This is a genomic window from Roseobacter sp. FCG-D35 (assembly GCF_033436665.1).
Classification (GTDB): Bacteria; Pseudomonadota; Alphaproteobacteria; order Rhodobacterales; family Rhodobacteraceae; genus JAWQFO01.
The window spans coordinates 97,418-118,470 of sequence record NZ_JAWQFO010000001.1 but is presented as its reverse complement, the minus strand read 5'-3'; the positions used below and the strand labels follow the sequence as shown (position 1 = coordinate 118,470).

Sequence of the window (21,053 nt, the reverse complement as noted above, 5' to 3'; positions counted from 1 at the left end):
CGGCGCCTGCCCGGTATGAGACAGTCATGCCCGCCCGCGCCTTCGACGACCTTGTCCGAACGATCACCGGCGACCAGCCCCCGCGCGTCTGGTCCTTGCTGGTCACCGTCTTCGGCGACCTCGCACAGCAGGAGGGCGCGCGCATCGGCGGGCCGACGCTGAACCGGCTGACCGAACTTATGGGGATCAAGCCCGAGGCGACACGGGTGGCGTTGCACCGCCTGCGCAAGGACGGATGGATCGACAGCCGCCGGGCCGGACGGTCGAGCACATACGGTCTGACAGCATGGGGACGAAAACAATCCGCCGCAGCCAGCCCGCGGATCTACGCGACGGGCCCCTTGGCCGAAAGTGCCTGGCTGGTGCTGACCGACCCGCGCGAAGGAGCGGAGCGTCCCGGCGCTGTTCAGGTCTCGCCGTGCATCTGGATCGACGTGCGGAGGCCGGACGACGACGGCGTGTTCAGCGCCGAGATCGCGGCGGACACCGGGCTGCCGGACTGGATGAGCGCAAAAGTCTGCGATGCGGGCACCTGCTCTCAATCCCAAGATGTTTCAATTCGTTGTGCGGAATTGTTGAAGCAGCTTGGATCGTCGCCCGAACTGTCTCAACCTGAGGCGGCGGCGTTGCGGGTCCTCACCGTCCACGGCTGGAGACGACTTGCGCTCAAGGCGCCCGCGCTCCCGGATTTCGTGTTTCCCAACGGCTGGCACGGCCCGCAGTGCCGCAGCCTCGTAGCAGAACTGTTGGCCGCCCTGCCCGCCCCGCCGCTCTCAGACCTCGAACGCGCGGCCCAAGCGGACCGCGCGGCCTGATCGTCAGATCCGCCCGGCGAGATGGTCGGCAAGGCGCAGGGTGAGTTGGATGATCGTGTAGGTCGGGTTGGAATGACCACCAGTCGGAAAGACGCTCGACCCCGCGACGAAGAGGTTCTCGACCCCATGTACGCGGCAGTCGGCATCGACAACGCCCTCTTGCGGGTTCGCGGACATGCGCGTCGTGCACATGTGATGCTTGCCGCCGACCTCATCCGCTGCAATGCCCGGCACATCCGGCGGATCCGCGGTCAGCCAGTCCCGAAGGCGCAGCCGGCCACGCCCCTGTTCGGCCAGATGAGTTCCGAAGGCGATGGCCGCGGCGCGCATCGTGTGCATGTCGAGATCCGACAGTTGCCAGTGCAGATCGGAGCGGCGCAGCCCTAGCGCGTCGCGCGCGGACCCGAGCCGCACGCGGCTTTCGGGGTTGAGCGCCTGCTCGAAGGCGATGCGCAACGTCGCGGTCGGACAGGCTTGGGCGGCGGAACGGTTGAGGAAATCGCGCATGCGGTCCGACGGCGCGTGCCCAAGAACTTTACGCAATTCCTGCGGCAGACGCGCCTCGCAAGAGCCGATATCCTCTCGTGGCGGCGCGCCGGGCTGATTGAAACGCTGCGGCTCGAGCCGGAGGCCGAAATTGAGCGTACCGGCCGAAGCGGCGAACTCCGGCGTCGGCCGATAGAACTCGAGGTCCGGCGCATCGGCCTCGAGCAGCATGTCGGCGATCACGAAATGCGGATGCTCGCAGAAGGTCCGACCGACCTGACCGTTCTGATTTCCAATGCCGCCAGTTACTTGCCGGTCGAAGTTCAGCAAGAGGCGCGCGTTTTCGATGCCTCCCGTGGCGAGGCAGAAGTGCCGCGCCCGCAGCAGGAAACCCTGGTCTCCGTTCTGCAAGGTGCGGAACCGCGCGCCGGCTATCCGCCCACCCTCACCCGTTACTTCAAGATCGACGAGGTTAGCATTGAAAAAGCATAAGATGTTCTCGGATCCGGAGATCTCTTCGCGGTATTTCTCGCCGAATAGGACCGGCGGGCTGTAGCGCATCTGGAAGCGTGTGAAACGCGGCTCAAGCTGGTCAAGCGGCGGCAGGTCCGCGCGCTCGGGCAATTCGAGGATCGTATCGGTTTCTGCCGCGTAGGTGTCCAGTTCCGTTTTGGAAAATGGCCAGCCGCTCATGGGGACATGGGCGCGCGCTTCGAAATCCATCGCGTCCAGCGGCCGGCTCCATCCCGCCCAGTGGTTCGAGCTGCCGCCGAAAAAGCGCAACCGCGGGAAATCCAGCGCCCAATAATCGAGCCCGCTGTTGGTGCCGGCATAAATGTCTTGGCTGGCCGAGTCGAAGCCCTCGCCGCCGGCTTCCATGAGCGCCACGCGCAAACCCCGGGCACCTAGCTTGCGGGCAAGCGTGATACCGGCAGGTCCGGCTCCGATGATGCAGATGTCGAAGATCCGTTCGGCGACGTCGCGGTCGCGTCCGGCGTCAAGCAGCATCGTCGCGGTCGCCCGGAAGAAGCACCCAGCCATTCGCCAGCAAAGGCCGGGACGGGAAAGCAAGTGTCGGCAGGGGCACTGCTACCAGCGGCGCCGCCGCCAGCGCCGCAAGAGTTCTCCTGCGGCCGAGATCGGGTGTCTCGTCGGTCATGTCTCGGCTCCCGGTGCGCTGTAGGACATGAAGGCAAAGGCCCGACCGTCGGGCGCCCAGCAGGGCACGTTGATCGTGCCCTGCCCGCCCAGCAGTTTCAACAGGCTGCGCGGCGCGCCGCCCGCCGCGGGCATCAGCCGCAACTCGACGTCGAGGTCGCGCGGGTGGCCTTCGGTCCCGGGCGGATAGGAGACGTAGACAACATGCGCGCCGTCCGGAGACGGATGCGGGAACCAGTTCACTCGCGCGTCATCAGTCATCTGTTCGAGGTCGGACCCGTCCGGCCGAACGCGCCAGATCTGCGCGTGGCCGGTGCCATCGGCATTGAACCAGATCCATGCGCCGTCGGGCGTGTAGTCGGGCCCGTCGCAATGGCCCAGGTCGCGCGTGACCCGGGTCTCTTCGCCGCCCTCGGCGGGCTGCGTGTAGATGTCGAACCGCCCCTCGCGCTTGGCGGTATAGGCGATCGTGGCACCGTCGGGCGACCAGCCGTGCCACCAAGACGGCACGTGTTCGGTGATGCGCCGCGGCGTGCCGCCGGCGACCGGGAGGGTATAGATGCAGGAGTTTCCGGGCGTGCGGGTCTTGTCCGAGATCACCAGCGTCTTGCCGTCGGGCGACAGCCCGTGATCGTTGTTGCAGGCCTGCGCGAATCCGGTGTCGATCGGCACCAGCTCCGGCGCGTCCAGCGGCACGGCGTAAATCCGCCCGTCCCCATTGACGATCAGGCGATTGTCACAGGTCCAGTTCGGCGCCTCGATCAGCATGTCCGTTTCGAACACCGTCCGGACGCGGTCCGTGTCCAGGTCGTAGATCTGCAGATGGCTGCGGTTCATTGGCCCTCTGGGATGTAGCTGAAGCGCCGGAAATCCGCCGGCAAGGCGAATCCGGACGTGTCGAACGCCAGCATGCCCACGAATGCGCCCGTGAAGGAAGCATGTTCGCCGCGGCCGCCCTCGTCGGATATGGCGCTGGCATCGAGCGTCGGCCCGGCCTTCTCCCAGTTCGCGCCGACGCGCCAGTAGAACTGGGCCTCGGCGCCGCTGACCTCGAGCGCAAGCTCGACCGGACCGGTTTCAGGAACCGAGATCGGCGCGTCGAGCGGGAAAGTCAGCCGTGCATCCGGCCAGTCGCCGGGACAGGAGAGCAGCGTCAGACACCGCCCTCCGGTCTCGTGCCAGGTCACGCAGAGCGCGTGGAACTTGTGACGGTTGTAGTAATGCGTCAGCCCGGCCGCCTGCTGGTAGTCCTGCGGCGCGAACTCGAGCGTCGTTTCGACCCTGAACGCCGCATGCTCCTGCCGTCGGGCCACAAGCGCCTGTTCGAACCAGCTGCCCACCGCCTCGCGCCCGTGCAGGCGCAAAGAACGTCCCGTCAGGGTGAAGATCCGCTCGGGCTCGGGCGTGCGCAACCACTGGAATTCCGGCGGCAGGCTGTCGCCGTCGAAGACGCGCTCGAGCGCCTGCGGGGCGGCCGGAGACACGCCGGGCGTCACCGGCACATCGAGCTGTGGCACCTGGCCGCCGGCTTCGAGGTAGAGCCAGTCGTCGTCTTTCCAGACGCATTTCTGGATCGCGGTCTCGCGCCCCATGGGCGAGCGCCGCGTGTCCGGCAGCGGTCGGGAACACAGGTGTGTGTGGTAAATGGCGCCGTCCGGCGTTTCGATCACCTGCCCGTGACCGGCGCGTTGCAAGGCGGCGTCGGGCGCATCCTTCGAAGTGATGAGATGCTTGTCGGGATGGGTCTCGTAGGGTCCGCGAATGTCGCGCGACCGGGCCATGGTGACCGCGTGGCCATATCCGGTTCCGCCCTCGGCGACCGTGAGGTAGTACCAGCCGTTGCGCCGGAAGAGATGCGGCCCCTCGACGAGACCCAGCGCACTGCCCGGGTAGATGGTCTCGACCTCGCCGATCAGGCCGCGCTCGGGGTGCCATTCCTGCATCACGATGCCGTCGAAGGCCGGGCTTTTGGGATTGCCGCCATAGCTTTCGGTGCGGTGGTTCCACCGCATGTTGAGAAACCACTTGCGCCCGTCTTCACCGTGAAACAGCGAGGGGTCGAAGCCCGACGAGTTGACGTAGACACGGTCCGACCACGCTCCGCCGATCTCGGGTGCCGTGACGATGTAGTTGTGTGCGTCCTTGAAGTTGCCCTCGTTGCGCTTGACGTCCGTGTAGACCAGCCAGAACAGCCCGTCGGCATGGCTGAGGCAAGGCGCCCAGATACCGCAGCTGTCGGGATTGCCGCGCATGTCGAGCTGGCTGGCTCGCGACAACGGGCGATCGACCAGCGTCCAGTTCACGAGGTCGCGTGAATTGTGGATCTGCACGCCCGGATACCACTCGAAGGTCGAGGTCGCGATGTAGTAGTCCTCGCCCACGCGGCAGATCGATGGGTCGGGGTTGAAGCCCGGCAGGATCGGATTGCGGATCATCTCATCTCTCTTCCGTCTGCGAGGATCGCGCCCAGAGGTTGATGCTTTCGTCCGTGGCGTAGCGGTCGATCTCTTCGAGTTCCGCCGCCGTGAAGTCGAGCCGCGCGACCGCGCCGGCGCAGTCGATGACCTGTTCGGGCTTGCTGGCCCCGATCAGCGCCGTGGTGATGCCTTCGTCGCGCAGCACCCAGGCAATCGCCATCTGCGCCAGCGTCTGACCGCGGCGTTCGGCAATCCCGTTGAGCTTGCGGATGTTCTCGATCACGCGGTCGCTCAAGAATCCGGGTTTCAGCGACTTGTCCTGCGTCGCGCGGCTGCCCTCGGGGATACCTCCGAGGTACTTGCCGGTCAGCATGCCCTGCGCCAGCGGCGTGAAGGCGATGGAGCCGATCCCCAGATCCTTGAGCGTCTGTTTCAGTCCGTCCGTTTCGACCCAGCGGTTGAGCATGTTGTAGCTGGGCTGGTGGATCAGGCAGGGCGTGCCGAGATCTTTCAGGATCGCTGCCGCTTCCCGCGTCTTTTCCGAGTTGTAGGAGGAGATCCCCACGTAGAGCGCGCGCCCCGAGCGGACGATGTGATCGAGCGCGCCCATCGTTTCCTCAAGCGGCGTTTCGGGGTCGAACCGGTGCGAGTAGAAGATGTCGACGTAATCGAGTCCGAGCCGTTTCAGCGACTGGTCGCAGGAGGCAATAAGGTACTTCCGGCTGCCCCATTCGCCATAGGGGCCGGGCCACATCAGGTAGCCCGCCTTGGACGAGATCACCAACTCGTCGCGATGTGCGGCGAAATCGGTTCGGAGCATGTCGCCGAACGCCTCCTCCGCCGATCCCGGCGGAGGTCCGTAGTTGTTGGCAAGGTCGAAATGCGTGATGCCGTGATCGAAAGCCGTGCGGCAAATATCGCGCGCCACGTCGATCCGGGCGTCATGCCCGAAATTGTGCCACAGCCCCACAGAGACCGCCGGCAGCTTCAGCCCGCTGCGACCGCATCGCCGATAGGCCATGCGGTCATAGCGATCCTCAGCCGGCCGATAGCTCATGCGGTCGCACCTGCAGTCTGACTGTCCATGAGTGCCGCCGCGGCCGCCGCATCGAGTGCCTCGGGGCGCGTGCAAGTGGTGGTCATTTCCACGAACTGCCCGGTTTCGCCTGACTTCAGGATGCCGGTCATCACCTCGAGCGCGTGCAGCGTCCGGTCGAGCGAGCAGCGATGATCGCGCCCCTCGGCGATGGCCTGCGCCATGTCCGCGAGACCAGCGGTGCGGTAATTCGCGCGCGGCACCGGCCCGTCGAGCTGGTTGTCGACCCCGAAAGGATGCTCCCATGCCGCGATCTCGGCGATGTCGCCGTCGCGCCCCGCGGCCTCGATCGTGCCGCCGAAGAAGTTCGGGTCCGGCACGAAAAGCGAGCCCTCGGTGCCGTAGAGCTCCATATGCGCATGGCGGTGCGCCCAGACGTCCCAGCTGGTCGACAGGGTGATCGTGGCGCCGGTTTCGAACTCCAGCAGCGCATGGATGTTCGTCGGTGTTTTGACCGGGATCTTCTCGCCCTTGCGCGGCTCGGACAGGATCGTGCGTTCGTCATGGGCAGCCGTCGCCAGAGCCGCGACCCGCTTCACCGGCCCCAGGAAATTGATCAGGTTGGCGACGTAGTAAGGCCCGATGTCCAGAACGGGGCCCGCGCCGGGCAGGAAAAAGAAGTCCGGGTTCGGATGCCAGTGCTCCATACCATGCGACATCACGTGCGCGGTACCGGCGGTGATGGTGCCGATACGGCCCTCGTCGATGAGCGCGCGGGCCTGCTGGTGTGCTCCACCCAGGAACGTGTCGGGCGCGCAGCCGACGCGCAGGTCTTTCTGCGCGGCCAGATCGCGCAGCACCAGGCCGTCTTCGACGGACAGGGCCAAAGGTTTTTCCGAGTAGACGTGCTTGCCGGCCTCGAGACAGGCTTTCGACACCGGGAAATGCGCCTCGGGGATGGTCAGGTTGACGACCACGTCCACCTGCGGATTGGCCAGCAACTCGTCGACCGATTGCGCGGTCACGCCGAACACTTCGGCCTGAGCTTGCGCCAGTTCCGGTTTCAGGTCCGCGACAGCGCGCACCTCGATGTTGCGAAACAGCGGCGCCAGCCTGAGGTAAGCCGTGGAAATGTTGCCGCAGCCGATGATGCCGACGCCAAGAACCTCGTCGCTCATGCGTCACCTTTGAGGGTCTTGGCCGCCTTGAGCGAGCGTTCAGCGAAGCGTGCGGGGTCGCTGGGGTTGTCATGCTCCATGATGTAATGCGCGGCTCCAATGCCTTTCAGGGCTTCGAAGATCGCCTTCCAGTCGACGGTTCCGTGGCCGACATCGGCCCAGCCGTCCTCGTCCGCGCATTCGCCCTCGGGGGCGATGTCCTTGACGTGCACCGCGGCGATCCGCGATCCGTGCCGCTCGATCCAGTCCATCGGATCGCCGCCGCCCTTGATGATCCAGGCGATGTCGGCTTCCCAAGCGAGGTCCGGTCCGCCCTTCAGGATCGACTCCATCGGGATCGCGCCGTGCGGCGTCGGGTGGAACTCGAAGTCGTGGTTGTGCCAGCCGAAGCCGTAGCCGGCGTCGCGGTAGGGCTTGCCGATTTCCGCGAGCTTGCCACCGAAATCTTCCCAGCCCATGGCGCTGTCAGGGCGCAGATCGGGTCCGATGTGCGGACAGAAGATGGTCTGGACGCCCACCGCCTCGGCGATCTCGGTCACCTTGTCGGCCTGCCCGGCCAACATGTCGAGCGAGAAATGCGCCGTGGGCATGGTCAGCCCGAGATCCGCGAGGTTCGCTTTCAGTGCCTCGACCAGCGCATCGTCGGAATAGAGCGCGCCGTAGCCTTCGACGCGGGTGTAGCCGAGATCGGCCAGCATCTTCAACGTTTCGCCGAGGTCGGGGTTCTTGCGGGAGCTGTAAAGCTGGTAGGAAAAGTCAGTCATGTCCTGTCCATGGTCTGGGGCGGGCGCCATTGGAACACCCGCGGTGTGTCAGGCGGCGGGATCCGCCGCCGGCGATTTCAGAAACGCATCTCGCTCGACGTGTCGAAGAGCGACGATTTGGAAACGTCGACGGCAAGCCGTACCGGCGTGCCGCGCGCGGGGACCTTGTCGCTGGACACCCGGATCGACAGCGGCTGGCCGCCGAGGCTGGTCCAGACAAGGCTGTCCGAGCCCATCGGCTCTTCGATCTCGATGGTGGCCGGCAGGCCGTCCACGCCATCGGGCAGGATCGTGACATGCTCGGGCCGGACGCCGAGGATCACGTCGCGCCCGGGCTTCGGAAGCGCGCCATCGTAACCCGCAAGAGGCACCTCGACCTCGCCGATCCGGAATGTCGGTCCGCCCGCCCCCTCGGCGACCGTGCCTTCGAGAAAGCTCATCATCGGCGAGCCGATAAAGCCCGCGACGAAGAGGTTGCAGGGCTTGTTGTAGATCGTGGCCGGGTCGTCGAGCTGCTGGATCACCCCGCCCCGCATGACCGCGATCCTGTCGGCGAGCGTCAGCGCCTCGATCTGGTCGTGGGTCACGTAGACCATCGTGTTGTTGCCGAGCTTGGCGTGCAGGCGCTTGATCTCGACCCGCAGTTCCGAGCGCAGCTTTGCATCGAGGTTCGACAGCGGTTCGTCGAAGAGGAACACGTCGACATCGCGCACCAGCGCCCGGCCGATGGCGACCCGCTGGCGCTGCCCGCCCGACAGCGCCGCGGGCTTGCGGTCGAGCAGAGGTTCGATCTGAAGCACCTCGGCGGCCCGGGCCACCCGCTCGTCGATTTCGGACTTCGACATGCGCTGGTTCTTCAGTCCGAACGACAGGTTTCCGCGCACCGTCATCTGCGGATAAAGCGCGTAGGACTGAAACACCATGCCGATGCCGCGGTCCTTGGGTTCTTCCCAGGTGACGTTCTTGCCGCCGATGAAGATCTGCCCGTCGGTGATATCCAGAAGCCCCGCGATGCAGTTGAGCAGGGTCGACTTGCCGCAGCCCGAAGGGCCGAGCAGCACGATGAACTCGCCCTCGTGGATGTCGAGGTTGAGCTGTTCGAAGACCTGCACGGCGCCGAAATTGAGCTTGAGGTCGCGGATCTCGATATTGGCCATCTATGCTTATCCCTTGACCGCGCCCGCGGCGATGCCGCGCACGAAAAGCTTGCCGGAGAGGAAGTAGACGACCAGCGGCACCAGCCCTGTCAGGATCGTTGCGGCCATGTTCACGTTGTACTCTTTCACCCCCTGGACCGAGTTGACGATGTTGTTGAGTTGCACGGTCATCGGGTAGAGATCCGGCTTGGTGTAGATCACGCCGAAGAGGAAGTCGTTCCAGATGCCCGTGACCTGGATGATGATCCCGACGACGAAGATCGGCAGGCTCATCGGCAGCATGATGCGGAAGTAGATGCCCCAGAACCCCGCCCCGTCGACCCGCGCCGCCTTGAAGAGCTCTTCGGGAACGGAGGTGAAGTAGTTGCGGAACAGCAGCGTCAGGATCGGCATTCCAAAAATCGTGTGGACGATCACCAGCCCCCAGAGCGAGCCGTAAAGCCCGATCTCGCGCAGCACGATCACGATCGGGTAGATCATCACCTGGTAGGGAATGAAGGCGCCCACGATCAGGATCGTGAAGAAGGTATCGGCCCCCTTGAAGCGCCAGTTGGCAAGCGCGTAGCCGTTCACGCTGGCGATGGCGATGGAAACGATGACCGACGGCACGAGGATGCGCACCGAGTTCCAGAACCCCCGGCTCAGCCCGTCACAGTTGAGCCCTGTGCAGGCCTCGGACCACGCCTTGACCCAGGGCGCGAAGGTGATCTCGACCGGCGGCGCGAAGATGTTGCCGAGCCGGATTTCGGGCATGCCTTTCAGTGAGGTGACGACCATCACGTAAAGCGGCAGCAGGTAGTAGAGCGAGATGACGATCAGCGTGCCGTAGATGAAGATGTTGCGCCGCGACAGGCGGCGGCGCGGACGTGCCCCCGAGGGTCCGTCGAGCAGACCGCGCGCGGCATCCGCCCCTGCGATGGCGGTCGACAGCGTTGCCGGATCAGCCACGTTTCTTGCCTCCGAATTCGAGATAGGCCCAAGGGATGATGACGATGGACACCGTCAGCAACATCATCGTCGAGGCTGCGAAGCCTTGCCCGAGGTTCTGGCCCTGGAACATGTAGTCATAGACGTATTTCGCGGGGACTTCCGTGGCGATACCCGGTCCTCCGCCGGTCTGGGCCACGACGAGGTCGTAGACCCGGACGATGCCGCTTGCGACGATGACGATGGTGGTGATGAAGACGGGGCGCATCATCGGGATCACGATGAAAATGTAGGTCTTCCACTTCGGGATGCCGTCGACCCGTGATGCCTTCCAGATGTCCTCGTCGATGCCGCGCAGACCGGCGAGCATCAGGCACATGATCAACCCCGTGCCCTGCCACAGCCCGGCAATCAGGATGCCGTAGATCGCGATATCGGCGTTGTAGAGCGGATCGAATGTGAAGCTTTCCCACCCGAGGCTGCGGATGATCGACTGCACCCCGAACTCGGGGTTCAGCACCCATTGCCAGACAAGCCCGGTGACGATGAAGCTGAGTGCGAACGGATAGAGCAGGATTGTCCGAAACGTGTCCTCGTAGCGGATCTTTTGGTCGAGAAGTGCGGCCAGAACGAAGCCGATGATCAGTGAGAAGATCAGCGACAGGATGCCGTAGATCAGCAGGTTCTCGATCGACACGATCCAGCGGCTGGTCGACCAGAGCCGTTCGTACTGGTCGAAGCCAACGAATTTTTCGCGCGGCAGAAGCTTCGAGTTGGTGAACGAATAAACGATCGTCCAGGCCGAGCAGCCTACGAAGATCACCATCGCCGTCAGTACCATCGGGATGGCGGCGATCTTGGCGTTGAGATTTCTCAGAAGCTGGTTGGGTCGACCGCTGGCGGCCATGCGGACCTCCCTTGCCCGTCGCGAGGTTCAGGGACGGCGCAGGTTCGCGCGCCGCCCCCCGAGTGCCGATCAGTCGGCGTTCGCGACGATCTCCACGAACCGCTCCTGCGCCGCTTCCGGCGTGATGGAGTCATCGTTGAAGAATTCCACGAACAGGTCGTTGAGCTGGTTGTTCGTGTCCTCGGTGTTGAGCTGGGTCACCGCCGGCAGGGTGTTGCCCGCCGCGAGGATCTCCAGGCCCTTCTTCATGCAGTCATTGGCCGCTTCCAGATCGACGTCGCCGCGAATGGGCAGCGAGCCTTTCTTGAGGTTGAAGGCCACCTGCGTGTCGGGTGCCACCATCGCCGAGGCCAGGGCTTCCTGCGCCGCGGCGACTTCGGGATCGTCGACGAGCGGGAAGTAGAAAGCGTCACCGGCGGTGTCGATCAGTTCCTTCACGCCGAGGCCCGGCAGACAGGTGTAATCGGATCCCGCGACCTCGCCCGCAACCTGGAACTCGCCCTGAGCCCAGTCGCCCATGACCTGGCCGCCCGCGGTGTCGGTGATGACCATGTTGGTGGCCTGGTTCCAGTCCTGCACGTTTGACCCCTGCGCCATCTCGCGCGCGTCGGCGGCCGCCGCAAACACGCGGCCGATCTCTTCGCCACCTGCAAGCTCGGCATCATTGTCGCCGTAGACCTTCACCAGCACGTCGGGCCCGGCAAGCGCCACCATCAGCACGTTGAACAGACCCGCGCTCTGCCAAGGCTGGCCGCCGAGAGCGAGCGGCGTCTTGCCCGCTTCGCGCAACGCCGGCGCTGCGGCGACGTACTCGTCCCAGTTCGTCGGAACGTCGACGCCGGCATCCTCGAACGCCTTGTTCGACAGCCAGAGCCACTGCCAGGAATGGATGTTGACCGGGACGCAGTAGATCTTGCCGTCCACCGTGCAGCTTTCGAGCAGCGAGGGCGGATAGATGATGTCCTTCCAGCCTTCCTTTTCCGCAAGCTCGGTCAGATCACGCAGCACGCCGGCCTCGATCAGCTCCTCGGCCTGGCGGCCGTGGTTGAACTGGAAGGCCCCCATCGGGTCGCCGCCGATGATCCGGCTGACCATCACCGGACGCGCGGTCCCGCCGCCGCCGGCGATCGCGCCGTCGACCCATTTGTGATCGGTCTTGTCGTTGAACGCCTTCGCGAACTCGGCGACAGCAGCGGCCTCTCCCCCTGAGGTCCACCAGTGCGTCACCTCAAGATCGGTGGCCGCGGCAAGGCTCGGCAAGGCGACGGAAGCGACTAGCGCCCCGACGCGGGTCAGTTTCTGCATGGGATCCTCCCTGATCCTGTATCGTTGCAGAATCACGCTACGAGACACCCTTTCAAAACGCAACGATTCAGTGTGTGTGTCACACCTCCTCTCTGCCGCAATGCAGAATATCAATTCAAGTATCTGATAATACTCAGTTTAGAGATTCGATTTCTCGGCATCTGTCAGAGGCATGCTGCTTACGCAGCGACAAATTCCGCTTGTCGGGACCGATCTGAAACGTTTTAGATTTGCCCCAACGGTGCCGCGCGGTAGACCGGCGCGGACCCGTCGTGATTGCAGAAAGCTGATTGCTCATGAACGACAGTCCCGGTGATCCATCGACCACGGCGCGCCCGACGCTCAAGACCATCGCCTACATGACCGGCCTTGGCGTGACGACCGTCTCGCGCGCCCTGAGCGATGCGCCGGACATCAGCCAGTCGACGAAAGAGCGCGTGCGCCTTGTCGCGAACCAGATCGGCTATCGTCCGAACCGTGCCGGGGTGCGCCTGCGCACCGGCAAGACGAATGTCATCAGCCTGATCCTGTCGATCGAGACCGAAGTCCTGGGTCTCACCTCGCATCTCGTCTACGGATTGTCCGAGCGACTGCGCGCCTCGCCCTATCACCTGATTGTCACCCCCTACTCGGTCGACGACAACTCGCTCGACCCGGTGCGCTACATCGTCGAGACCGGCTCGGCCGACGGCGTTGTCTTTTCGCGCATCGAACCGCGGGACGCTCGGGTACAGTACCTGCATGAACGCGGCTTTCCCTTCGCCACCCACGGCCGCAGTACAATGGGCATCGACCACGCCTTTTTCGACTACGACAACCAGGCCTATGGCGAGACCGCCGTGCGGCTTCTGGCAGAGCGCGGGCGCCGCCGCCTCGCCCTGCTGCCGCCGCCCGCGCACCTGACCTATGCCACGCATATGCTGGTCGGCTTCACCTCCGGCCTCGCGCGGCACGATCTGCTCGAGGTGCCGCTGCACCAGGTGACGTCCGACTCGCCACACGAAAAGATCATGTCGGTCATCACGGAAATGATGACGTCGCCCAACCGTCCAGACGGCATCGTCTGCGCCAGCGCCTCGTCCGCCATCGCGGTCATCTCCGCCGCCGAGGACGCGGGTCTCGTCATCGGGCGCGATTTCGACGTCGCGGTGAAGGACGCTTTCAACATGATGCGCAAGTTCCGCCGCGAGGTGATCGTGTTGCACGAGGATTTCCGCGCCGCCGGACTCGGGCTCGCCGATGCGGTTCTGCGCCTGATCGACGGAGAGAACGCAACGGGTCAGCAGATCATCCAGCCGCCCCGGCCGGGCTGAACGCGGCGGACGAAAGACGGGCTTTCGCTTTTCCTGCGATTGCGGCAAAACTTGCCTCAGGCTAGGGAAGAAGCATGCGGACACAGGTTGTTATCGTGGGTGGCGGACCATCCGGCTTGCTGCTGTCGCAACTTCTGCACCTGCGCGGTATCGAAAGCGTGATCCTCGAACGCCAGACCCGCGCGCATGTTCTCGGCCGGATTCGCGCCGGCGTGCTGGAACAGGGGTTCGTGCGCCTCATGGCCGAGGCAGGATGCGACCGCCGCCTGCAAGCCGAAGGCATTCCACATCATGGAACGCTGATCTCGCAGGACGATACTGTGCTCAGGATCGACTTTTCGGCGCTGACCGGCAGCAGCGTCGTTGTCTACGGACAGACCGAGGTAACCCAGGACCTCTACGCGGCCCGCGAGGCGGCGGGCGGCGGGATCGAGTTCTCGGTCGAGGATGTCGCGATCCACGATGCCGACCGCGATACGCCATTCGTCACCTATTCCCGCGATGGCAGCGAGCGCCGGATCGACTGCGATTTCATCGCCGGCTGCGACGGGTTTCACGGCGTCAGCCGGAAGACCATTCCCGACAAGGTTCGGCGCGAATTCGAAAAGGTCTACCCCTTCGGCTGGCTCGGGATCCTCTCCGAGACTCCACCGGTCAGCGACGAGCTGATCTACGCCAATTCCAGCCACGGCTTCGCGCTTTGCTCGATGCGCAACCCGCGCCTCAGCCGCTACTACGTGCAATGCCCGATCACCGACAACGCGGCGGACTGGTCGGACGAGGCGTTCTGGACGGCCCTGCGCCAACGCATCCCGGCCGAGGCCGCCGCGCGGCTGGAGACCGGGCCATCGATCGAGAAATCCATCGCGCCGCTGCGCAGTTTCGTGACCGAGCCGATGCGTTGGGGAAGATTGTTCCTATGCGGGGATGCCGCGCATATCGTGCCGCCCACCGGCGCCAAGGGGCTCAACACCGCCGCCTCGGACGTGCACTACCTCTATACCGGGTTGCGCCAGTTCTACGAGGAGAACGACGCCGAGGGCATCGACCGCTATTCGGAACGTGCCCTCGCCCGGGTCTGGAAAGCGGAACGGTTCAGCTGGTGGCTGACCGGCCTGTTGCACCGCTTTCCCGACCAGTCGGAGTTCGACACGAGAATGCAACGCGCCGAGCTCGACTTTCTTGCCGGCAACGAAGCGGCCCAGAAGGTGCTCGCGGAAAATTACGTGGGCCTGCCCTACTGAGACGACAGGAGTGACCGCGAATGGCCAATCGCTACGAGACCGGGATGCAGGTCCGGCGGCAGGTTTTGGGCGACGCGCATGTCGACCGGGCCGAGGCCGCCAAGACCGACTTCGACCAGCCGTTCCAGACGCTGATCACAGAAGGTGCTTGGGGTACGGTCTGGGCCGACGACACGATCAGCCGGCGCGAACGCTCGATGCTGACGCTTGCGCTTCTGGCCGCGACGGGTAACTTCGAGGAGATACCGATGCATGTTCGCGCAACGGCCAACACCGGCGCATCCGAGGACGACATCATGCAGGTCTTCCTGCATGTGGCGATCTACGCCGGGGTGCCAAAGGCCAACCACGCGATCAAGCTGGCCAGGACGACCCTGGCGGAAATGAAGACCGATGACTGAAAAGACACTGACCGGCTTTCCCGCCCGCGACCGCGCTTGGCATCCGCCGGCACTGTATCCGCCCTACAAGACAAGCGTGAAACGCGCGCCGCAGGCGCCGCTCTTGTCCTTTCCCTCCTCAATGGGCGAGGAAACCGGTCCCGTCTTCGGCAACGACATTCTGGGGCCACTCGACAACGACCTGATCCACAATTTCGCGGCACAGGGCGAAGCAGCGATCGGGCCGCGCATCGTCGTGCACGGCCGGGTGACCGACCAGTTCGAACGCCCGGTCGCGGGCGCGCTGATCGAGGTCTGGCAGGCCAACGCCGGCGGACGCTACCGGCACCGCAAGGAAGGTTACATCGCGCCGCTCGACCCCAACTTCGGCGGCTGCGGGCGCTGCATCACCGACGAGACCGGGGCCTACGAGTTCCGAACCGTGCAGCCCGGTCCTTACCCCTGGCCCAACGGCGTGAACGACTGGCGCCCGGCGCATATCCATTTCAGTATCTTCGGGGCGAGTTTCGCGCAGAGGCTAATCACGCAGATGTATTTCGACGGCGACCCGATGATCGGGATGTGTCCGATCGTGGGCGCCATCCCCTCGGCGGAAGCCATCGCGCAGCTTGTCGGGCGGCTCGACATGGACCGCACGATCCCGATGGACGCGCGGGCCTACCGGTTCGATATCGTGCTGCGCGGGCGGCGCCAGACTCTTTTCGAGAACCGCATGGAGGGGCTGTGAGATGGGGCCCAAGGAAACGCCGAGCCAGACCGCCGGGCCCTACGTACATATCGGCTGCACGCCGAACTTTTCCGGCATTTCAAACGTCTACGCGGAAGACCTCGGGCACCGCATGATCACGGGGGATGTCGGAGGGGAGCGCATCACCGTGACCGGCACCGTCTACGATGGCGCCGGGCAGGCCCTGAAGGACGCGCTGATCGAAATCTGGCAGGCGGATGCGAACGGCCTCTTCCACGCGCCCGGCGAGACCCGCGGGACACCCGATCCCAACTTTTTCGGATGGGGACGCGCGGCAAGCGACATGGAAACCGGCGCCTACCGCTTCGAGACCGTCAAGCCGGGACGGGTTCCCGCCGCCGACGGCGCGCTGCAGGCGCCGCACATCTCGGTGTGGATCGTGGCCCGCGGCATCAACGTCGGGCTGCAGACCCGGCTCTATTTCGAGGACGAGGCCGAGGCGAATGCCGAGGATCCGCTGCTGGCCCGGATCGAGCATCGCGCACGGGTCGGAACGCTGCTGGCCAAGGTCGAGGGCGTCGGGCGCTACCGCTTCGACATCCACCTGCAGGGACCGGACGAAACCGTGTTCCTCGACATCTGAGGAGACAGCCATGGGCGATCCCTGCATCATCTGCGTTGCCATCACCGGATCGGTGCCGACCAAGGCCGACAACCCCGCGGTGCCGGAAACGGTCGCCGAGCAGGTCGAGAGCACGCAGGAAGCCTTCGAGGCCGGGGCGGCGATCGCGCATTGCCACGTGCGCGACGACGACGGAAAGCCCACCTCGGATCCCGACCGCTTCGCGAAACTGAAGGAGGGCATCGAAACGCATTGCCCCGGCATGATCGTGCAATTGTCGACAGGCGGGCGGTCCGGCGCGGGCACCGCGCGTGGGGGCATGCTGCCGCTGCGGCCCGACATGGCCTCGCTCTCGGTGGGGTCCAACAATTTTCCCACGCGCGTCTACGAGAACCCGCCGGACCTCGTCGACTGGCTGGCCGCGGAGATGATCAAGTACGACGTGAAGCCCGAGATCGAGGCCTTCGATCTCAGCCACATCTTCCAGGCCGCCAAGTTGCATGCGGCGGGCAAGATCAAGGACACGCCTTACGTTCAGTTCGTCATGGGCGTGAAGAACGCGATGCCGGTGGACCGCGAGGTTTTCGACTTCTACCGCCGCACGGTCGACCGGCTGTTTCCCGGAGCGCCGTGGTGTGCGGCGGGGATCGGACCGAACCAGATCGTGCTGAACGAGTGGGCGGTGTCGACGGGCGGGCATGCGCGCACAGGTCTCGAGGACAACATCCGCCTCGATCGCGACACCCTGGCACCGTCGAACGCCGCCCTGGTCCGGCGCACGGTGGATATTTGCGAAAAACATGGTCGCGCGGTGGCGACACCGGCGCAGGCCCGCGAAATCCTGGGGCTGCGCGCGGCCTGAGACGACCGGACCGGGGGCGCTGCCCCCGGACCCCCGGGATATTTCCGAACCAGAGATCCGCCCATGAGACGGCGGTCTTTTTGATGGTTAACCGCGACCTGCGAGCGGATCTGTTTTTCCCGTTTCGGTATCCATTTCGCGGTTGTCTTGCCGTGCCGGGCTTGAATGTCGGGGCACCGGCCAGGACCAGGTGCGCCCCAAAACGCTACCGCGGTTCAGAGCAGGTGTTTGAAACGCAAGGCGGCACAGCCTTGGGGCGAGACGGATCGGTCCTGCTCCACTGATCCCGGTTCCCCTTGCAGGCCAGATTGACAATTAAAACTTTGAATTTTCATTAGAAACTCCGCCAAGGCGCGCATTCTTGACAGGATCCGGCTGGAGGGGCGAACAAGTTTACACCGAAGGCTCCCGGACCGGGCGGCTTATTCCAATCCGTCCAAAGCCCGCTATGATCCCGCCCAGGGAGGAGGCAACCGGGTCGCGGCAGTGGCCGGCGACGCGGCGCGCCCTCGACCCGGAATGAGACAGAGGGAGGAGCCATCCATGTCCGAGACGCGCCATGCCGCGAAAACCCATGCCGTGCCGAAGGAAATGGCGACCTCCGCGCATGTGACCGCCGATGCCTATGAACGCATGTACGACGCCTCGATCGCCGACCCGGAGGCGTTCTGGAAAGAGGAAGCAAAGCGCGTCGACTGGATCCGGCCCTTCGAGACCGTGAAGGACGTCAGTTTCGATCTCGGGAACGTGTCCATCAAGTGGTTCGAGGATGGCACGCTCAACGTCTCGCAGAACTGCGTCGACCGGCATCTCGAGAGCCGCGGCGAACAGACCGCGATCATCTGGGAACCGGACAACCCCGAGGACGGTGCGAAACACATCTCGTATCGCGAATTGCACGAGAATGTCTGCCGCATGGCCAACGTTCTCAAGGATCTCGGCGTCGGCAATGGCGACCGGGTGATCATCTACCTGCCGATGATCCCCGAGGCGGCCTATGCGATGCTGGCCTGTACCCGGATCGGGGCGATCCACTCGATCGTCTTCGCGGGGTTCTCGCCGGACGCTCTGGCCGCCCGGATCAACGGCTGCGAGGCAAAGCTGGTGATCACCGCCGATCACGCTCCGCGCGGCGGGCGGGCGACGCCGCTGAAAAGCAACGCCGACAAGGCGCTTCTGCACTGCTCGGACCGGGTCAAGCTTCTGGTGGTCAAGCACACCGGCGCGCAGACCACTTGGGTCGCGGACCGCGATTTCGACTACAAGGCGCTGGCCGCCGACGCGTCGACCGAGTGCGAGCCGGAAGAGATGGGGGCCGAGGATCCGCTCTTCATCCTCTACACGTCGGGGTCGACGGGCCAGCCCAAGGGGGTCGTTCACACCACCGGAGGTTATCTCGTCTACGCCGCGATGACCCACCAGATCACCTTCGACTACCACGACGGCGACATCTTCTGGTGTACCGCTGACGTGGGTTGGGTCACCGGGCACAGCTACATCGTCTACGGACCGCTCGCGAATGGTGCGACCACGCTGATGTTCGAGGGCGTGCCGACGTGGCCCGATGCCAGCCGGTTCTGGCAGGTCTGCGAGAAGCACAAGGTCAACCAGTTCTACACGGCACCGACCGCGATCCGGGCGCTGATGGGCCAGGGCAACAGGTTCGTCGAAGGCGCGGACCTGTCGTCGATCAAGGTGCTGGGCACCGTGGGAGAGCCGATCAATCCCGAGGCCTGGAACTGGTACAACGATGTCGTGGGCAAGGGAAAATGCCCCATCGTCGACACCTGGTGGCAGACCGAGACCGGCGGCCACCTGATGACGCCGCTGCCCGGAGCGCATGACACCAAGCCCGGCGCCGCGATGAAGCCCTTCTTCGGGATCAAGCCGGTCGTGCTCGAGCCGACCTCTGGCGAGGTCATCGAGGGCAACGATGTCGAGGGGGTGCTTTGCATCGCCGACAGCTGGCCCGGGCAGATGCGCACCGTCTGGGGCGATCACGAGCGGTTCGAGAAGACCTACTTCTCGGACTACAAGGGCTACTACTTCACCGGCGACGGCTGCAAGCGCGACGCCGACGGCGACTACTGGATCACCGGGCGCGTGGACGACGTGATCAACGTATCCGGTCACCGGATGGGCACGGCGGAGGTCGAGAGCGCGCTCGTGGCGCACGAGAAGGTCGCCGAGGCCGCGGTGGTCGGATACCCGCACAAGGTCAAGGGTCAGGGCATCTACTGTTACGTAACTCTGATGAGCGGCGAGGAGCCTTCGGACGAGTTGCGCGCCGAGTTGCGCGGCTGGGTGCGCGAGGAGATCGGACCGATCGCGAGCCCGGACCTGATCCAATGGGCGCCCGGGCTGCCTAAGACTCGCTCTGGCAAGATCATGCGCCGCATACTGCGCAAGATCGCCGAGAACGATTACGGCGCGCTTGGCGATACCTCGACCCTGGCCGACCCGGGGGTCGTCGACGATCTGATCGAGAACCGGATGAACCGCGACTGACACGGACCCCCGGGCAATTAAAAAGGGCGCCGGCTGGCGCCCTTTATTTGCAGCGTCAACGCTGCGCTCAGCCTTGAACGCGCTGAAGTTCGATTTCGCCCACACCCACGGCGAAATTGAGGCCCTGCTGGGTGTTGAGGCTGATCGGCTGCAATGCCAGCGTATCCTCGGACCCGCCGACCATTGCGTTGGCACCAAGCCCCACGCCCACAGTCGCCTCGGCCGAAACACCGCGGTAGACGCCGTTCAGGCCGCCTTCCTGCCATTCGGACTCGGTCGGCGCGAACACCAGCCAGCTCATCGCGCCCTTGTCGGTCTTGCCGACGTCGACGCCGTAGCGATTGATCTCGCCGACATAGACTTCGTCGGCCTGCCCTTCGGTCGTCGGATTGAAGGTACAGGTGAGTTCACGGGTCGACCCGAAGACATAGCCCGTGCCCTCGCCAACGTCGCAGCTGAGCGAGCCCACCTCGACGTGATCAACGGTTTCATTGTCCTGTGCTGCCGCCATCGTCGCGGCACCGCCTGCTCCGGCCAGAAGGGCCGCGCCAAAGGTTACGGGTCGAAGGAAACTCTTGAAGGTCATCATACTCTCCTTTTCACGCGAGACCGGCGGAGATGAACCTCTGCCCTCACCGGCTCGACAGGAGAACCCACAGTCCAAGAAGACGGTTCCGGCGCCGTGGCGTCAACCGCGTCTTCCCGCTCATGCTGGACTCTGGCCGGCGGACATGGCACCGCTGCGGCCATGGCGGAGGACGACCTGGAATTCGTGCCCGGACCCGATCGCGCGGCGGATCTGCGCCGGGCGCTTGGCTGCTTCGGAACCGGCGTGACAGTGGTCACCGCCCGGACCGACCGCGGCCCTCTCGGCATGACCGCGAATTCCTTTTCCTCGGTATCGCTCGATCCGCCGCTGGTCATGTGGTCTCCCGCGCGCGCATCGCGACGCCATGACGCTTTTGCCGCGGCGGAGCGCTTCGCAATCCACGTTCTCGGCGCGGACCAGCTTGACCTCGCCCGGCATTTCGCGACACATGGGCACGGCTTCGACGCCTTCGACTGGATCGAGGGAGAAGACGGCATGCCCCGGCTCGAGGGGTGCCTCGCTCGGTTCGACTGCACGCGCTATGCGGTGCATCCCGCGGGCGATCACTCGCTGATCCTGGGCACGGTGGACAGCGTCGCCCTGCCCGCGCGCGGCGGTCCCGGCCTGCTATTCGACCAGGGCCGTTACGGGCGCTTTTCGCCCGGCGGTTGAACCG

Annotated in this window: 21 protein-coding genes; 9 read left to right on the top strand and 12 right to left on the bottom strand. The window is 64.9% G+C overall.

The features are described from left to right. Window positions 1-26 precede the first annotated feature (26 nt). Window positions 27-815 carry a PaaX family transcriptional regulator C-terminal domain-containing protein gene (locus R5H30_RS00525; protein WP_318326028.1) on the top strand — a complete coding sequence of 263 codons (789 nt, stop codon included), beginning with the start codon at window positions 27-29 and terminating at the stop codon, window positions 813-815. 3 nt (window positions 816-818) lie between these two features. Here R5H30_RS00525 and R5H30_RS00520 read toward each other — a convergent pair whose 3' ends face one another. From R5H30_RS00520 to R5H30_RS00470, 11 genes are all read right to left on the bottom strand, one after another. Next, window positions 819-2,309 (bottom strand): FAD-dependent oxidoreductase, encoded by a 1,491-nt coding sequence (locus tag R5H30_RS00520; RefSeq protein ID WP_318326027.1) that lies wholly within the window; start codon window positions 2,307-2,309, stop codon window positions 819-821. After that, window positions 2,299-2,460, bottom strand: a complete 162-nt coding sequence (locus R5H30_RS00515) for a hypothetical protein (RefSeq protein WP_318326026.1) — start codon at window positions 2,458-2,460, stop codon at window positions 2,299-2,301. Before R5H30_RS00515 ends, R5H30_RS00520 begins: the two co-directional genes overlap by 11 nt. Next, window positions 2,457-3,296 carry a TolB family protein gene (locus R5H30_RS00510; protein ID WP_318326025.1) on the bottom strand — a complete coding sequence of 280 codons (840 nt, stop codon included), beginning with the start codon at window positions 3,294-3,296 and terminating at the stop codon, window positions 2,457-2,459. The genes R5H30_RS00515 and R5H30_RS00510 overlap by 4 nt, the downstream gene beginning before the upstream one ends. Further along, entirely contained in the window at window positions 3,293-4,894 is a 1,602-nt protein-coding gene (locus R5H30_RS00505) for a glycoside hydrolase family 43 protein (protein ID WP_318326024.1), read from the bottom strand. The genes R5H30_RS00510 and R5H30_RS00505 overlap by 4 nt, the downstream gene beginning before the upstream one ends. Window position 4,895: 1 nt before the next feature. After that, window positions 4,896-5,933, bottom strand: coding sequence for an L-glyceraldehyde 3-phosphate reductase (gene mgrA, locus R5H30_RS00500; protein WP_318326023.1), 1,038 nt, complete (start codon window positions 5,931-5,933; stop codon window positions 4,896-4,898). Next, on the bottom strand, window positions 5,930-7,090 hold the full coding sequence (locus R5H30_RS00495) for a Gfo/Idh/MocA family protein (protein WP_318326022.1): 1,161 nt from the start codon (window positions 7,088-7,090) through the stop codon (window positions 5,930-5,932). Before R5H30_RS00495 ends, mgrA begins: the two co-directional genes overlap by 4 nt. Next, the gene (locus R5H30_RS00490) at window positions 7,087-7,854 is read right to left on the bottom strand and encodes a sugar phosphate isomerase/epimerase family protein (protein WP_318326021.1); all 768 of its coding nucleotides are present in this window, start codon (window positions 7,852-7,854) and stop codon (window positions 7,087-7,089) included. Before R5H30_RS00490 ends, R5H30_RS00495 begins: the two co-directional genes overlap by 4 nt. Window positions 7,855-7,931: 77 nt before the next feature. After that, window positions 7,932-9,011, bottom strand: a complete 1,080-nt coding sequence (locus R5H30_RS00485; RefSeq protein ID WP_318326020.1) for an ABC transporter ATP-binding protein — start codon at window positions 9,009-9,011, stop codon at window positions 7,932-7,934. A gap of 6 nt (window positions 9,012-9,017) precedes the next feature. Beyond that, window positions 9,018-9,902, bottom strand: coding sequence for a carbohydrate ABC transporter permease (locus R5H30_RS00480; protein ID WP_412105097.1), 885 nt, complete (start codon window positions 9,900-9,902; stop codon window positions 9,018-9,020). Window positions 9,903-9,951: 49 nt separating this feature from the next. Further along, on the bottom strand, window positions 9,952-10,845 hold the full coding sequence (locus R5H30_RS00475; RefSeq protein ID WP_318326019.1) for a carbohydrate ABC transporter permease: 894 nt from the start codon (window positions 10,843-10,845) through the stop codon (window positions 9,952-9,954). Between the two features lie 69 nt (window positions 10,846-10,914). Next, window positions 10,915-12,150 (bottom strand): ABC transporter substrate-binding protein, encoded by a 1,236-nt coding sequence (locus R5H30_RS00470; RefSeq protein WP_318326018.1) that lies wholly within the window; start codon window positions 12,148-12,150, stop codon window positions 10,915-10,917. Between the two features lie 296 nt (window positions 12,151-12,446). On the opposite strand from R5H30_RS00470, the gene R5H30_RS00465 reads away from it, so the two are divergent. The 7 genes from R5H30_RS00465 to acs all read left to right on the top strand — a co-directional run bounded on the left by R5H30_RS00465 (window position 12,447) and on the right by acs (window position 19,788). Further along, on the top strand, window positions 12,447-13,463 hold the full coding sequence (locus R5H30_RS00465) for a LacI family transcriptional regulator (protein WP_318326017.1): 1,017 nt from the start codon (window positions 12,447-12,449) through the stop codon (window positions 13,461-13,463). A gap of 74 nt (window positions 13,464-13,537) precedes the next feature. Further along, on the top strand, window positions 13,538-14,707 hold the full coding sequence (gene pobA / locus R5H30_RS00460; RefSeq protein ID WP_318326016.1) for a 4-hydroxybenzoate 3-monooxygenase: 1,170 nt from the start codon (window positions 13,538-13,540) through the stop codon (window positions 14,705-14,707). A 20-nt stretch (window positions 14,708-14,727) separates the two neighbouring features. After that, entirely contained in the window at window positions 14,728-15,108 is a 381-nt protein-coding gene (gene pcaC / locus R5H30_RS00455; RefSeq protein ID WP_318326015.1) for a 4-carboxymuconolactone decarboxylase, read from the top strand. Further along, window positions 15,101-15,835 carry a protocatechuate 3,4-dioxygenase subunit beta gene (pcaH, locus tag R5H30_RS00450; RefSeq protein WP_318326014.1) on the top strand — a complete coding sequence of 245 codons (735 nt, stop codon included), beginning with the start codon at window positions 15,101-15,103 and terminating at the stop codon, window positions 15,833-15,835. The genes pcaC and pcaH overlap by 8 nt, the downstream gene beginning before the upstream one ends. A gap of 1 nt (window position 15,836) precedes the next feature. Beyond that, window positions 15,837-16,439, top strand: coding sequence for a protocatechuate 3,4-dioxygenase subunit alpha (gene pcaG / locus R5H30_RS00445; protein ID WP_318326013.1), 603 nt, complete (start codon window positions 15,837-15,839; stop codon window positions 16,437-16,439). A gap of 10 nt (window positions 16,440-16,449) precedes the next feature. Next, on the top strand, window positions 16,450-17,280 hold the full coding sequence (locus R5H30_RS00440; RefSeq protein ID WP_318326012.1) for a 3-oxoadipate:acetyl-CoA acetyltransferase: 831 nt from the start codon (window positions 16,450-16,452) through the stop codon (window positions 17,278-17,280). 543 nt (window positions 17,281-17,823) lie between these two features. Further along, entirely contained in the window at window positions 17,824-19,788 is a 1,965-nt protein-coding gene (gene acs / locus R5H30_RS00435; protein ID WP_318326011.1) for an acetate--CoA ligase, read from the top strand. 67 nt (window positions 19,789-19,855) lie between these two features. On the opposite strand, the gene R5H30_RS00430 is transcribed toward acs, so the two are convergent. Then, window positions 19,856-20,374 carry a DUF992 domain-containing protein gene (locus tag R5H30_RS00430; RefSeq protein WP_318326010.1) on the bottom strand — a complete coding sequence of 173 codons (519 nt, stop codon included), beginning with the start codon at window positions 20,372-20,374 and terminating at the stop codon, window positions 19,856-19,858. A 162-nt stretch (window positions 20,375-20,536) separates the two neighbouring features. On the opposite strand from R5H30_RS00430, the gene R5H30_RS00425 reads away from it, so the two are divergent. Next, complete coding sequence (locus tag R5H30_RS00425) at window positions 20,537-21,049, top strand: flavin reductase family protein (RefSeq protein ID WP_318326009.1); 513 nt, start codon at window positions 20,537-20,539, stop codon at window positions 21,047-21,049. The last annotated feature ends 4 nt before the right edge of the window (window positions 21,050-21,053 follow it).

Coding starts and splice junctions, on each gene's coding strand:
- R5H30_RS00525 (WP_318326028.1), top strand. CDS start 27: ATGCCCGCCCGCGCCTTCGACGACCTTGTCCGAACGATCACCGGCGAC.
- R5H30_RS00520 (WP_318326027.1), bottom strand. CDS start 2,309: ATGCTGCTTGACGCCGGACGCGACCGCGACGTCGCCGAACGGATCTTC.
- R5H30_RS00515 (WP_318326026.1), bottom strand. CDS start 2,460: ATGACCGACGAGACACCCGATCTCGGCCGCAGGAGAACTCTTGCGGCG.
- R5H30_RS00510 (WP_318326025.1), bottom strand. CDS start 3,296: ATGAACCGCAGCCATCTGCAGATCTACGACCTGGACACGGACCGCGTC.
- R5H30_RS00505 (WP_318326024.1), bottom strand. CDS start 4,894: ATGATCCGCAATCCGATCCTGCCGGGCTTCAACCCCGACCCATCGATC.
- mgrA (WP_318326023.1), bottom strand. CDS start 5,933: ATGAGCTATCGGCCGGCTGAGGATCGCTATGACCGCATGGCCTATCGG.
- R5H30_RS00495 (WP_318326022.1), bottom strand. CDS start 7,090: ATGAGCGACGAGGTTCTTGGCGTCGGCATCATCGGCTGCGGCAACATT.
- R5H30_RS00490 (WP_318326021.1), bottom strand. CDS start 7,854: ATGACTGACTTTTCCTACCAGCTTTACAGCTCCCGCAAGAACCCCGAC.
- R5H30_RS00485 (WP_318326020.1), bottom strand. CDS start 9,011: ATGGCCAATATCGAGATCCGCGACCTCAAGCTCAATTTCGGCGCCGTG.
- R5H30_RS00475 (WP_318326019.1), bottom strand. CDS start 10,845: ATGGCCGCCAGCGGTCGACCCAACCAGCTTCTGAGAAATCTCAACGCC.
- R5H30_RS00470 (WP_318326018.1), bottom strand. CDS start 12,150: ATGCAGAAACTGACCCGCGTCGGGGCGCTAGTCGCTTCCGTCGCCTTG.
- R5H30_RS00465 (WP_318326017.1), top strand. CDS start 12,447: ATGAACGACAGTCCCGGTGATCCATCGACCACGGCGCGCCCGACGCTC.
- pobA (WP_318326016.1), top strand. CDS start 13,538: ATGCGGACACAGGTTGTTATCGTGGGTGGCGGACCATCCGGCTTGCTG.
- pcaC (WP_318326015.1), top strand. CDS start 14,728: ATGGCCAATCGCTACGAGACCGGGATGCAGGTCCGGCGGCAGGTTTTG.
- pcaH (WP_318326014.1), top strand. CDS start 15,101: ATGACTGAAAAGACACTGACCGGCTTTCCCGCCCGCGACCGCGCTTGG.
- pcaG (WP_318326013.1), top strand. CDS start 15,837: ATGGGGCCCAAGGAAACGCCGAGCCAGACCGCCGGGCCCTACGTACAT.
- R5H30_RS00440 (WP_318326012.1), top strand. CDS start 16,450: ATGGGCGATCCCTGCATCATCTGCGTTGCCATCACCGGATCGGTGCCG.
- acs (WP_318326011.1), top strand. CDS start 17,824: ATGTCCGAGACGCGCCATGCCGCGAAAACCCATGCCGTGCCGAAGGAA.
- R5H30_RS00430 (WP_318326010.1), bottom strand. CDS start 20,374: ATGACCTTCAAGAGTTTCCTTCGACCCGTAACCTTTGGCGCGGCCCTT.
- R5H30_RS00425 (WP_318326009.1), top strand. CDS start 20,537: ATGGCGGAGGACGACCTGGAATTCGTGCCCGGACCCGATCGCGCGGCG.